15 protein-coding genes are annotated in these 12,966 nt (G+C 38.9%); 9 read left to right on the top strand and 6 right to left on the bottom strand.

What is annotated here, in order from left to right:
* The first annotated feature begins 132 nt into the window (after positions 1 to 132).
* From MKL36_RS10790 to MKL36_RS10800, 3 genes are all read left to right on the top strand, one after another.
* The gene (locus MKL36_RS10790) at positions 133 to 1,212 is read left to right on the top strand and encodes a DNA/RNA non-specific endonuclease (RefSeq protein ID WP_000157128.1); all 1,080 of its coding nucleotides are present in this window, start codon (positions 133 to 135) and stop codon (positions 1,210 to 1,212) included.
* A gap of 96 nt (positions 1,213 to 1,308) precedes the next feature.
* Positions 1,309 to 1,908 (top strand): LysE family translocator, encoded by a 600-nt coding sequence (locus tag MKL36_RS10795; protein WP_000458288.1) that lies wholly within the window; start codon positions 1,309 to 1,311, stop codon positions 1,906 to 1,908.
* Positions 1,909 to 1,953: 45 nt separating this feature from the next.
* The gene (locus MKL36_RS10800; RefSeq protein ID WP_000476055.1) at positions 1,954 to 2,196 is read left to right on the top strand and encodes a hypothetical protein; all 243 of its coding nucleotides are present in this window, start codon (positions 1,954 to 1,956) and stop codon (positions 2,194 to 2,196) included.
* Between the two features lie 178 nt (positions 2,197 to 2,374).
* Here MKL36_RS10800 and aqpZ read toward each other — a convergent pair whose 3' ends face one another.
* A complete protein-coding gene (gene aqpZ / locus MKL36_RS10805; protein WP_001045987.1) occupies positions 2,375 to 3,064 on the bottom strand; it encodes an aquaporin Z in 690 nt (229 codons plus the stop codon).
* 132 nt (positions 3,065 to 3,196) lie between these two features.
* Positions 3,197 to 4,201: an AraC family transcriptional regulator gene (locus tag MKL36_RS10810; protein WP_021510171.1), complete on the bottom strand. Its 1,005-nt coding sequence runs from the start codon at positions 4,199 to 4,201 to the stop codon at positions 3,197 to 3,199.
* Between the two features lie 109 nt (positions 4,202 to 4,310).
* On the opposite strand from MKL36_RS10810, the gene MKL36_RS10815 reads away from it, so the two are divergent.
* Positions 4,311 to 4,949 carry a hypothetical protein gene (locus MKL36_RS10815; RefSeq protein WP_021510170.1) on the top strand — a complete coding sequence of 213 codons (639 nt, stop codon included), beginning with the start codon at positions 4,311 to 4,313 and terminating at the stop codon, positions 4,947 to 4,949.
* Positions 4,950 to 4,990: 41 nt separating this feature from the next.
* Here MKL36_RS10815 and hisF read toward each other — a convergent pair whose 3' ends face one another.
* Entirely contained in the window at positions 4,991 to 5,749 is a 759-nt protein-coding gene (gene hisF / locus MKL36_RS10820; RefSeq protein ID WP_000880078.1) for an imidazole glycerol phosphate synthase subunit HisF, read from the bottom strand.
* 112 nt (positions 5,750 to 5,861) lie between these two features.
* Here hisF and MKL36_RS10825 point away from each other — a divergent pair, with 112 nt between their 5' ends.
* The 3 genes from MKL36_RS10825 to MKL36_RS10835 are packed head-to-tail and all read left to right on the top strand — an operon-like array spanning position 5,862 to position 7,886.
* A complete protein-coding gene (locus MKL36_RS10825) occupies positions 5,862 to 6,812 on the top strand; it encodes a homoserine kinase (RefSeq protein WP_000118184.1) in 951 nt (316 codons plus the stop codon).
* Between the two features lie 12 nt (positions 6,813 to 6,824).
* The gene (locus MKL36_RS10830) at positions 6,825 to 7,454 is read left to right on the top strand and encodes a DUF1294 domain-containing protein (RefSeq protein WP_001205591.1); all 630 of its coding nucleotides are present in this window, start codon (positions 6,825 to 6,827) and stop codon (positions 7,452 to 7,454) included.
* Positions 7,455 to 7,490: 36 nt separating this feature from the next.
* Positions 7,491 to 7,886 carry a DUF4870 family protein gene (locus MKL36_RS10835; RefSeq protein WP_001088855.1) on the top strand — a complete coding sequence of 132 codons (396 nt, stop codon included), beginning with the start codon at positions 7,491 to 7,493 and terminating at the stop codon, positions 7,884 to 7,886.
* A 32-nt stretch (positions 7,887 to 7,918) separates the two neighbouring features.
* Here MKL36_RS10835 and MKL36_RS10840 read toward each other — a convergent pair whose 3' ends face one another.
* Entirely contained in the window at positions 7,919 to 8,821 is a 903-nt protein-coding gene (locus tag MKL36_RS10840) for a DMT family transporter (RefSeq protein ID WP_000075495.1), read from the bottom strand.
* Positions 8,822 to 8,919: 98 nt separating this feature from the next.
* Between MKL36_RS10840 and MKL36_RS10845 the strand changes: the two genes are divergently transcribed.
* Positions 8,920 to 9,471, top strand: coding sequence for a helix-turn-helix domain-containing protein (locus tag MKL36_RS10845; protein ID WP_000083600.1), 552 nt, complete (start codon positions 8,920 to 8,922; stop codon positions 9,469 to 9,471).
* Between the two features lie 203 nt (positions 9,472 to 9,674).
* Positions 9,675 to 11,366: an ATP-binding cassette domain-containing protein gene (locus MKL36_RS10850; protein ID WP_021510169.1), complete on the top strand. Its 1,692-nt coding sequence runs from the start codon at positions 9,675 to 9,677 to the stop codon at positions 11,364 to 11,366.
* Positions 11,367 to 11,422: 56 nt separating this feature from the next.
* Here the strand turns inward: MKL36_RS10850 and hisA are convergent, their stop codons facing one another.
* Entirely contained in the window at positions 11,423 to 12,154 is a 732-nt protein-coding gene (gene hisA / locus MKL36_RS10855) for a 1-(5-phosphoribosyl)-5-[(5-phosphoribosylamino)methylideneamino]imidazole-4-carboxamide isomerase (RefSeq protein WP_000905538.1), read from the bottom strand.
* Between the two features lie 94 nt (positions 12,155 to 12,248).
* The gene (locus tag MKL36_RS10860; protein WP_001287552.1) at positions 12,249 to 12,890 is read right to left on the bottom strand and encodes a 3'-5' exonuclease; all 642 of its coding nucleotides are present in this window, start codon (positions 12,888 to 12,890) and stop codon (positions 12,249 to 12,251) included.
* Positions 12,891 to 12,966: the final 76 nt, after the last annotated feature.

The following is a 12,966-nucleotide window of genomic DNA, read 5'->3' on the forward strand; positions in this document are numbered from 1 at the left end:
CAACAGACTGTTACGTAAAACCGATTAGAGTTACAAAAAAGATGACCACGTTTTAACCATTTGAAAGATAAGCGATATACTTAAAAAAGCAGGATTGTTAAGCTGCGTGTGGACAGTGGTATTGATAGAAACATGGCAAGTAAAAAACGTAGTAAAGGTACAAATTCATTTTCTCTAAGTGAGCATTTTGGCAAGATTATTCTTGCTTGTATTGCAGCCGGAAGCTTTGCAATTGCTTTCGGCAGTGAAAAGATTTCGCAGTGGTTTTCGCCTTTAAGTACTAACTCGACTTGTCTTAACCAGTTTTATCGTGAAGTTCCGCCTGCGTTAAATAAAGAAAGCTTAAAAAAAGACAGCTATCCGCTGTGCTTTAACGGTTTTAATGTCCTCTATTCTGGCATTTCTAAAACACCATTATGGTCGGCCGAGCATTTAGATGCAGAACGTTTAAGTGTCAAAATTAAACGTGAAGATAACTTCCATGAAGAAACGCGTGTTCCTCAAAAGCATCGGGCACTTTTAAGTGACTACCGTGGTTCAGGGTATGACCGTGGGCACATGGCACCAAATGGTGATATGCCAAATAAAGAATCCCAGTCTGATAGTTTCTCGCTTAGCAACATGGTGCCGCAAGCGCCTAAAAATAACCAAGAAGTCTGGCGTAAACTTGAAGAAGCAACCCGTGCCATTGTCACCAAGCAAAAACAAGATGTATATGTCGTGACAGGACCTGTTTTTGAGGGTAAACGTCTCAAAACGATTGGGCAGGGCGTGATTGTACCTACCGCAGTTTATAAAGCGGTGTATATGCCAAAAACTGGCGCTATTGGGGCTTACTACGCACCTAACAATAACTCGCAGCAAGTGAAGGTAGTGAGTGTTTGTTATATAGAAGAAAAGCTTGGTATTAACTTATTTCCACAGTTAACCGAACAGCAAAAACGCAATGTTTATCGCTTACCGTTAACTGCTAGCCAAGTTAAACCTAACCAAAAGCTCGACTATTTGCATTGGGATGGTGAAAGCCAGTGCGAACAAGACCTAAGCGCAGAACAAATTCAAGCGTTACAAGATCAGTTTAAAAAGCAAAAAACTGGTTCTTCTGAACCGATGGAGGCAAAAGTTCCAAGTATTGATGAAGAAACTAGAAATGCCATTGTGAAACAATTGGTTGAAGCCTTGGTGAACTATTTCTTGCAGATAATGAAATAAGACGCTTCTAGCACTGTTGTGAAGCCTGAATCGATACAATAAGATGAACAGACAGATCTGTCTGTTCATCTATTTATTCGAATAAGGATAATAACAATGTTTGCCTCGATGTTTCTTTTTTCTTTTGCAATGTCGATTACACCCGGTCCCGTCAATACAGTTATTTTATCGACCAGCTTAAATCATGGTTTAAAAAGATCACTTCCCTATATTTCAGGCGCCACCATTGGCTTTACCTTGCTTTTGATTTTTATGGCTTTTGGCCTTCAAAGTGTATTAACTCAGTTTCCAGTTGTCTTAAAAATTCTTGCAGTTTGTGGAACGCTCTTTGTTTGCTATATCGGCATAAAAATTATTCTTTCTGCTGCCAATATTTCAATTTCAAGTGCACCTGTAGAGCACATGCTTATTCCCAATTTTAAAGATGGTTTCTTATTACAGTGGCTTAACCCAAAAGCGTGGTTGGCTTGTGTGTCGGGCATTACCATGTTTACCAGTATTGAAAACCCGCAGTCGTTGCCGATCTTTATTATTATTTATTTCTTCACATGCTATGCCTGCTTGTTCTTTTGGGGATTATGTGGTGATAAATTTTCAGTGGTACTGAATCAGGGCAACCGTTTGAAATATTTTAATATCCTAATGGGCGCTTTCTTAATTTTGTCGGCACTTTTAATTTTGATTGATTTTTTTTAAATTGGTGGTATTACACTGTGAAGATATAACAACGAGACAACAGCTATGTTTAAGCCATTTGAAAAGGGTACTGAGTCTTCTTCAATTGAAGATTTAACATTAGAAAATGATGTCGATTGCGTGAGTATTTATGGCAATTTGCAAATCACTAAAGACAAAGTCGGGTTAGAGCAGGCAAAGGCATTGCAGAGTTTTTTAAATGATGTAGTTGCAGCTTTGGAAAAAGAAGAATTGCCTGAGAAAATTGAACGTCCAGCTGAACAAGAAATTAATAATCCGTTTTTGTAATAAATATATTTTACTCAATTTGCTATCGCGACGGCGGCACGGATGCCGCCTGTTTCACTGCGTTACATAGAAGTAACGTCAGTGAAACGAATGAGTTTTGTCACTTTTGCTCACTCAAAAGTGAGGCATTACCTATACAACTACAACTTGAGTGACCGTGGTATTTGCGGTTGTGCAGTTAATCCTTATCCCCAGCAACTACCTTATAAATAATTGCCCCAATCACAGCCCCTAAAATCGGTGCTACCCAGAACAACCACAACTGACTTAAAGCAGCCGTTTCAGCAAAGAACGCAACACCTGTACTACGTGCGGGGTTTACCGAAGTGTTCGTAACCGGAATACTGATTAAGTGAATGAGTGTTAAGCCTAAACCAATCGCGATAGGAGCGAAGCCAGCAGGCGCACGGCGGTCAGTTGCCCCTAAAATAATGATTAAGAAGAAAGCAGTAAGAACCACTTCAATAATGAAAGCAGAACCTAAACCAAATTTATTTGGTGATAAGTCACCAAAACCATTGGTCGCAAACCCGCCAACACCACTAAAGCCTGCTTGGCCTTGAGCAATAATATAAAGAACAAATGCAGCAGCAGTCGCACCAACCACTTGCGCAACAATATACGGAATTAAATCTTTAACATCGAAGCGGCCACCGACCCAAAGGCCGACACTTACCGCGGGATTGAAATGTCCACCTGAGATATGCCCTAGAGCATAAGCACCTGTGAGTACGGTTAAACCAAAGGCAAGGGCTACACCTGCAAAGCCAATACCAAGTTCAGGGAAAGCTGCGGCTAAAACTGCGCTACCACAACCACCAAAGACTAGCCAAAACGTACCTAGGAATTCAGCAAAATATTTATTCATTGTGATTACTCATCTATTGATCTATTTTTTAATTAATGTGAAATACGTCACAAAAAATTAAGCATGTGACTATATGAAATTTTTGTTTTCAGTGTTGTTTTAATCAAGAAAAGATTTGTAAGTTTTGGTTGGTTATTCTTTGTTTAAAAATTGATCTCTCCACTGTTGTGGTGTTTGCTTGGTCCAATGCTTAAATGCTCTTTGAAAGGCACTTTGTTCTGAATAACACAGCAAAAGTGCAATCTCTTGTAGGCTTAAATGCGGATCTTTTAAATACTCGGTTGCTAGCATAAAACGCACTTGTTGAACGCGCTCTTGAAAGGTGGTGTTTTGTTGTTGTAAATGTCTTTGGAGCTGTCGAACCGATAGGCCTAATTGAGCTGCAATATATTCAATTTGATACTGATTCTTTTGCAGACCAGTCAAAATTGAATGATGTAAACGCTGATCGAGTTGGGTTGAATTGGGTAACTGTTCTAAAAGTGCTTGAGCCTGCTGAACTAATAGCTGCTGTAAGGTGTGGTCTGCACTACTAAGCGGTTTGTGAATTTCGGTAATGGGTATAAGTAACTCTGTACGGGGCTGGCTAAAACGAACGGGACATTGAAAGTACTGCTCGTAAACTCTGATATTTTTAGGGGCAGCATTTAAGAAACGTACTTCATGTAACTGCACATCTTCATGAGACATAAAAAGACGTAAGAATTGAATCACCAAGGCAATTGCGATTTCATCGGTAAGCTGGGTAGGGTGTAGCTCAGTCGCTTCCCAGCGAATAGAACCATATCTCCCTTGTAGCTCAACCACTAATGGGCTCCCGTCATAAATTAGACGGTGAAAGTCATGGTAACGAATTAAGGCTTCACCTAAGTTATCGCAAGAGAGAGCAAGGTAGGCAATAATGCCTAAATGTTTGGGTTGTACATATTTGGCAATTTCTAGCCCTAATCCCGGCTTAGGATCCAGTTTATAAATAACTTCTAATAGGTCACGCCAAACCACATAGTCAAAGCGTTCCAGATTTTGAATTTGTTCTAATTGTTCAGGAATAGTTAACTCATTTGCTTCGCAATAAGCCTTTAACAGGTGTCCCAGTCCTCCATATACCGAGCCTGTATAATTTTTTAGTTGTGGCATCCCTAACCACCTCTTTCTTGTCGTGATTTGTCAATGAAACCATAAATTCTGGTCAATACCTAGCATAACGAATTTTATATGCTGAATAAAAAGAAAAAGGAGTTAGGTGATGTTAAAAGGGTTTATTGCCGGAATTGCAGTTGCGAATGCATTTGAATGGGTGGCACACAAATATATTTTGCATGGTGTACACCGTGCCGGACAACCGCGCTATAGCCCAGTGCCGAAAAGTATGGAGTCGCATTGGGCACACCATCGTGAAGTCCGTAAACAACAGTTTCATGATAATTGTTATGTTGAGGGCGTTGGAAACTGGCGAACCAAAAATGAGTTAATTTCACTTGCCGTGGTGGCAACCGTTTCAAGTGCAATTTTCTACCCCTTTTCAAAAGGTATGGCACTTGCAGCTTGGTACAGTGCAGGAAACTATTATTATATTCATCGCCGTGCACATTTAGAGCCTGACTGGGCAAAGCGTAAAATTCCGTGGCATTACGACCACCATATGAACTCTAATCAAGATGCCAATTGGTGTGTGACCAAACCTTGGTTTGACTATGTGATGGGAACACGTGTGGTGTCTTCGGCAGATTTAAAAGAACAAAATCCTTTGGGGATACGGTTACCTACTGCGCTTGCTAGGCCACTCTCTCAAGCTGTAGAAAAAATCTTTCCAGCAAAATGGGTCGAGAAAAAAGAACAGCCTAAACTCGTTAGTAACATAAATGCGATAGAAGGTGCTGCATAAAAAATTAAAGGGGCATATTGCCCCTTTAAATATAAATAAACTTACAAGCGCATTTCGATACCTTGTTCAGCCAAATATTGTTTAGCTTCTGGAATCGTATATTGGCCAAAGTGGAAAATACTTGCTGCCAATACGGCATCGGCACCACCTTGTAAAATACCGTCTGCAAGGTGTTGTAAGTTACCTACACCGCCTGATGCAATCGTTGGAATGGTCACGCGGTCATTAATAGCACGCATTAACGCAATATCGTAACCTGCTTTAGTGCCATCGGCATCCATACTGGTAATGAGTAACTCACCCGCACCGTAGTCAGCCATTTTTACAGCCCATTCAATGGCATCAATACCCGTTGGTTTACGGCCACCGTGAGTAAAGATTTCCCATTTGTTGTCACCAGTTTTTTTGGCATCAATCGCAACCACAATACATTGTGCGCCAAAGTGCTGAGAGGCTTCTTGAACAAATTCAGGGTTAAACACAGCAGCCGAGTTAATACTCACTTTATCTGCACCTGCATTTAATAACGCACGAATATCTTCAACCTTACGTACACCACCACCGACAGTTAATGGCACAAATACAGTCTCGGCCATACGTTCAACAGTACGGTAAGTGGTATCGCGTCCATGATGTGTAGCGGTAATGTCTAAGAAAGTAATTTCGTCTGCACCTTGTTCGTTATAGCGACGTGCCACTTCAACTGGGTCGCCCGCATCACGAATATCGAGGAATTGAACGCCTTTAACTACGCGTCCGTTATCAACGTCTAGGCAAGGAATAATACGTTTAGCAAGCATAGCTTTTTCCAAAAATAATCGCCGTTGGTGAAAGTTCCTACACAGGCGCTACACCTTCATGGAGGGAAGAGGTATTCTATCAAACTTCACAGATGTTTTTTGCAGGTTTTCCATGTCGGTTTATACCCCGTTGAGTTTAGACGAAGTTCGCACCTTTGCTGCACCTTATGGATTAGAGGTGTTGGAGCTGAACCCAATTCAGGGAGGTATTCAAAACACCAATTATTTTCTGGTTGATGTAAACCGCAAACAATATGTACTCACCGTATTTGAAGAGTTAGATGCACAAGGTGCAGGTGAACTTATTCCTGTACTTGAGCAGTTAGGTACTCATGATGTACCCGTTGCCGTGCCATTAAAGCACAGCGGCCAAGCGGTTCATTTTATTGCGGGTAAGCCTGCACAAATTGCACCACGTTTAATGGGACACCATCCCATGCAAACTACAGTAGCCCAAGTTGCTGCAATTGCAGATGCACAGGCTAAGCTACATGTAGCTTTACAAGATTTTCCGCTTGAACGCGAATATCGCCGTGATCATCAATACTGGACAGGTGTTGCTGAGCAGCTTAAACCAAATATGACTCAAGATGACCAAACGTTACTTGAGCAGGTTTATCAAGCCTTTAATGCGAAAACAGCGCAGTATTCAAATCGACCGACAGGTTTTATTCACTCAGATTTGTTCCGTGACAATACTTTGTTTGAAGGCGAGCAACTACAAGGTATTCTAGATTTTTACGAGTTAAATCAAGATGAGTTGCTGTTTGATATTGCGATTACCATTAATGATTTTTGTACCGAATATCCAGCAGCGCATTTAAACTCAGACAAAGTAGACGCTTATTTAAAGGCATACCAAAAAATTCGTGCGCTGACTTCAGATGAACTTGAATGTTTAGATGTATTCTTGGCAATGGCGGCTTGCCGTTTTTGGTCAATGCGTTTACAAGTTGCTCAAAAAAATAAAGAAGAAGGACGTACTGGCGATGACATCTTGCAAAAAGACCCGCAAGAAATGCGAGCAATGATGCAAGACCGTTTAAGCCATGTAAAAGCATAAAAGGGAATAAAGATGCGAGATCAGGGGCGTTTAGTCGAATGGTTCGACGAAAAGGGTTATGGCTTTATTCAGCCGGATGATGCTGAAAAAGAGCGAGTCTTTTTGCATATCAAAGATTTTGCACGCCCCGGACCTCGGCCAATTATTGGTTGTGCACTGGAATATCTGGTAATCCTTGATGAACGAGGCCGTTTTCGTGCTCAGCAGGTCACTTATTTAAAGGCATCTCAAACCCGTAAGGCTTTAAAACCTGCAAAAACACAATCTTCTTTTCAGGCCAGCCCATGGTCAGCAATGCAAATGGGGATTGTGTTTTATTTCGTCTTAATGGGAATTATGAGTTTTATTCATATTTTGCCGGCTTATACCTTATTGTTTGTCTTAATGATGAATGTGTTGAGTTACTGGCTATATTCACAAGATAAAGAAGCAGCACAATTGGGCAATCGCCGTGTTCCTGAGCAGACTTTGCACATTGTCAGTTTCTTAGGGGGCTGGCCGGCTGCGTGGTGGGCACAGCAAAAACTGAGACATAAAACACAAAAACAACCATTTCGTAAGATTTATTTTTGTACCATATTCTTTCATTTACTTTTGATTTTGTGGCTAATTTCTCCTTTAAACGTTTTGCGGGGATCATAAAAGTAAATTGTTTTATTAAACTTGAGAGGTATAAAAATGAATAGTTCTATCGACCAAGATCCAAATCGTACTTTAACACTTATTTTATATGTACTTTATATTGTTGCCATTTTTACGGGTGGCTTACTTGCGATTATTGCTTTAATTATTAACTATGTAAAACGTTCCGATGTACAGGGTTCAATTTTTGCGAGCCACTTTACATGGCAAATTAGAACATTCTGGTGGTACTTGGCTTGGAATATTATTGCCTTTTTGCCGTTTATTTTCTTGTTCTTTACGGGTGAAAATACCGATCTATTTGCAGGCGTTGCTATTTCATCGACTGTATTCTGTGTGGGTGTTATCGCGGCAGCATGGATCTGGATTGTATATCGTGCCATTCGCGGTTTGATTGCGTTAAATGATAACCGACCGATGTATCAACCTTAATAAATAAAAAAGAGAGCGTTAAGCTCTCTTTTTTATTCTCGGACTCTTTTGTTTTTCTTAATCGGCAGCTTAATTTTTAACTCACTGACTAAAACACCTAACACCACTAAAGCACCCCCAAAAAGGGCAATAACTGGTAAACGCTCACCTGCAATTCGACCAATAATGCCTGCCCAAACAGGTTCTCCTGCATAGATAATTGCAGCACGCGAAGGGTCAACCACACGTTGAGCCCAGTTCATTACAAATTGAATGAGTGCACTTGCTAAGCCTAATGCGACAGCAATGAGTACTAGGGGCCATGAAAATGCTGGAATTGTATGTTCACCTACTATAGGCATAATGGTAAAAGAAAGTAGAGAGGCGACACCAAGTTGAATAATGGTGACGCGACGCAAATTTACCTTTCCAGCAAAGTAGCTAATAAAAATAATTTCTAAGGCAATCGCAATGGCGCCGAGCACTGTTAAAAGCTGTCCAAAACTCAAGGAAATTTGCTTAAAACCGTTACCCGTCAATAAAACAAGGCCAGTAAAAGCAAGAGCTGCTCCCACCCAAGTCATGATATGTGGAGTTTTTCTAAAAATGAGCCACATTAAAATAGGAACAAGAGGAACATAAAGCGCCGTTAAAAAAGCCGACTCACTACTTGGAATAGTTTGCAGGCCGATTGTCTGCGTGCCATAGCCAGCTGCAATGACAAGGCCAATTACACTGCCAGCGCCCAAGTCTTTTAATGTAACGCCTTTCATGCTCTTTAATGAAATAAGTAATAGCGTTAAGGCAGCTACGGCAAAACGGCAGCCGACAAAAAACATAGGTGATGAAAAATTCAGTGCGTACTGCACAGTAAGAAATGTTCCACCCCAAATGACCGTAATCAAAATGAGAGCTAATTGAGGAACTTTGCTTGAACTCAGATAAGTTGGTGACATACTCAAACTAAAGGGAATTGTGCAATATACTGCACATATTGCGCTATTCTTCTGTTTTGTGCAATATATTGCTCAAATTTTCTTTATTCATCTATTTTATGAGCCAGTCGAGTAGCGTTTTACAACATGTAGGCACAAATATTCGTTCATTAAGAGATGAGCGTAGTTTAAGCCAACAGGACTTGGCTGATCGGGCAGGTGTAAGTAGACGTACCATTGCTGCTCTGGAAACAGGCCAAGTCAATATTAGCTTAGCTAAACTCGATGCGATTGCGGCAGTGTTGGGAGTAGATTTTAGAACAATTGTGAGTGCGCCTGAGCTAAAAGAACATGCCCTAGTAAATGCACTCGCTTGGCAAGGTGAAAAGGAAGAAAGTAAGGCAACTTTTCTTGCTTCAGTTCCTTCCCGTTCTCAAGTTGAACTTTGGACATGGTCTTTGGCTGTTGGGGAGTCTTATGTTGCTGAAGCCGATGCTGAAGGATGGCAAGAACTGATTTATGTGTTAGAAGGCGAATTGACCATACAATTTACAGACAGCTCAAAAACCATAGCGGCTGGTTCATCTTTTATTTTTGCCAGTTCAGTGACTTATACCTATATCAATAGCGGTAGCCAAGTACTTAAATTTATTCGTAATGTGGTGTATTGATTAAAAATTTAATTTTTAAATAAACACCAGATATTTAAAAATAATACAGTTTATAGAAGCTTATATGACAAATATGTTCGGCTTTAGAAATCTGTAAATCTAATTTTAAATAAAAACACGAATAAAAATAAATAAGGAAGTTATGATATTTCTTGTGTAAAGGAATTATTTTTAACTCGTATTTATAGAAAAAAGATACAGAAATGAAGTTTTTATTAAGTTCGCAAGATATTCAGAACTATAAATTTATATGGAATATTTCTAAAGAAAACTATGTGAAACAAAAGAGTAGTATGTTTCTTATGTTTTTATTAGTGCTGTTTTCTGCATTTTTTACAACATTATTACCTTACTTGCTGAAAATTATTATCGATTATTCTGCACATGAATATGACTTTCTGCTCGATATTCAGTTTCCATTTAATTTCTTATACTTCATCGTACTTGCCTACGCTATAGCATGGTTAGCGAATGAGTTGTGTAACTGGACCAAAAATATTTTTAGCGCTTATTTGATGGTCGATTTCAAAGGAGCATTAATTTTTGCGGGCTTAAAAAATTATTTAAATCTTAAAAAAGAAGAACAAGATCAAATTGAGGCAGGAGCAGTAATTAGTGATCTTACAAGAGGGAGTTCTGCTTTTGGTGAGGTTAACCTCACATTGCTTCTTCATATAGGGCCAATTATTTTTCAATTGGTTATGATTTTCGCAGTTTTATTCACGACCATTAGTTTACTTTTTAGTATTAGCTTTTTAGTGGTAGCTATTATTATTTTTCTAGTTTCATTTCATATAAATAAAAAAAGTAGTTCACTATTTGATGCTATGTATCAAAAAAATAATCAGGTAAATAGCCATTTGATACATCAGATCTCGAACTCCTATGAAATTAAAGTAAAAAATGCAGTACCGTTTCAATTATCAAAGTTTAATGAAACATTAAATTTGTATATCACCACAGCCAAAGATAGGAATAAGAAAATAGGACTATTGATGATTTCTCAATTATTCATGATCTTCTTATTCTTACTCATGTTTATGTTGTTTACAGTATTTATTTCCACTGAAAAGCAATTGACCCCTGGTGCTTTTGTATTGATAAGTACCTATATTATTCAACTCACCAATCCGTTTCTGGCGGTTTCCCAAAGTTTGATGCGCTTAAATGGAAATTTTGTTGCTCTAGCAAAATATCGGCAGTACTTTAATTTGAATAAAGAGCAATATACACACTCCACTGTTAAAGATACGGAAATTCTCTACCAATTTATAAATGCTAAATTTTCATTAGGAAAAAGAAACGTAGATCATTTTAATTTAACAATATCAACCAATAAAACGTATGTCGTGATTGGTCAAACAGGGCTAGGTAAAACTTCTCTGATGAATTATTTAATGGGGGTATATCAGATTCAGTCAGGCCAGCTTTTGTATAAAAATATTGATATTAGTCATAATTTTTCTAAACATATTTTTAATGAAGTGGTCTATGTTGCCCAGCAACCTATAATTTTCCCTTATTCTTTAAGAGAGAATCTAGTCTATAACTCTCAACATATTTACGAAGACTCTTATTTACTACAGATGCTTGAGCAGTTTAACTTATCGCATATTTTGAAAAAGCATCAGTTAACACTCGATGATGATCTAGCTGAAATTTATAAGAATTTTTCAGGAGGAGAAAAACAAAGAATTTGTATTCTTCGAGGTCTTTTAGCTCGTCCACAACTCATCATATTAGATGAACCGACAGCAGCTTTAGATGTAGATACTGCCAAAAATATACTTGAATATATTCAGCAAGTTGTTCCATCCATAATTATGATTACACATTCACCTTATGCAATGGAGCTTGCAGATGAGGTGATTGATTTAGAAAAATTATTAAACTAAAGATCATCAAAAAATAAAAAAGAGCCTAAAGCGGCTCTTTTTTTACATCTTAAAAATTAAAGACGGTTTTCATCTAACAAAAGCTGAGCTTCACGAAGGTTTAAAGTACCTTCATAAATTGCACGGCCTGTGATTGCACCTAAAATGCCCGGTTGGCCTTTTAAGTTACGAACGTCATCAAGGTTGGTTACACCACCTGACGCAATGACTGGTAAGCCTGAGTATTGAGCTAAGTTTACAGTTTGCTCAACATTTACACCTTGCATCATGCCGTCACGCGCAATGTCTGTATAAACAATGCTAGACACGCCTGCATCTGCAAAGCGTTTTGCTAAATCAGTTGCTTTCACATCAGTAACATTTGCCCAACCGTCAGTTGCAACCATGCCATTCATGGCATCAATACCGACAATGATGTGGCCTGCAAAACGTTTACAAGCTTCTTCTACAAATTCAGGCTCTTGAACGGCTTTAGTACCGATAATGACAAACGTCACACCAGCTTCTAAATAGTGTTCAATCGTTTCTAATGAGCGGATACCGCCACCAATTTGAATTGGTAATTCTGGCTGAGCTTTTGCAATCGCTTCAACAACAGGTTTATGAATAGGCGTACCTGCGAAAGCACCATTCAAATCGACCAAATGCAAACGTCGTGCGCCTTCATTTACCCAATGCTGGGCAGTTGCAACCGGATCGTCAGAGAAAACGGTATCGTCTTCCATACGCCCTTGTTTTAAACGCACACATTTACCATCTTTCAGGTCAATTGCTGGAATGATTAGCATGCTTTCGCTCCTTGCTTCATCATGTTTATGAAATTGTGCACATCTTAGCAAAGTATTGATCAATCGCTAAGCCTTAGAAAAGACTTTTATAACTTTACCTTTGAAGTGCGGTTTGAATCTTTTCAGAAATATGTATCGGTAATACTTTTCTTTTTTTAAGCTCGAGAAATACCAATAGGGCAGCATAGGCGTCAGCAGCTGCATAACTGATTTGTTGTGAAGTAAGCGGTTTTCGCGCCCAATTTGAAGTTCCGACTTTCTTCGACTTGGCAAGATACTGACCAAGTAATAGTGCTACGGCTTTTTGTACACCCATTTGTTGTTTAAAACCAAAGTGGCTAAAACCTTTAGCAAGGTCAACGCAGCTTTCAAGCTCTATGCCTTTTTTGTGAAAAATATGCTTATCATTTTTAAGCCCAAACCCGACTTTAATTTGTTTTGGATTAGACAAAATGGGCTGTAAAAATTTTAAAGTCGATAAATTGACATGAAATAAATAGGCTTTGTGTTCTGTAGCCAGCTGAATCAAATGTGGGCCAGTTGATACTTCACCTACCTGAAAAGTAGGTTTAGATTCAGAATCAAATCCTAAAAAGGTCGCTGCTTTTAATTCTTCTTCAATAGTTTTGCATTGCTCGCCATTTTCAATCACCACAATATTTTGATGGTTAAGATTTTCAAAAGGAGGGAGCTGCTGAATAGAAGTTTTATCAAGAAGGGCAGAGGCTTCAGACATATTTAACAGCGTACAAATGAATAGGGCTATTCACTTTATATATGAATAAAGCCTAGAGAACTAGGCTTTATGTACA

The sequence above is a fragment of the Acinetobacter sp. AOR12_HL genome (assembly GCF_027855275.1).
Lineage (GTDB): Bacteria > Pseudomonadota > Gammaproteobacteria > Pseudomonadales > Moraxellaceae > Acinetobacter > Acinetobacter baumannii.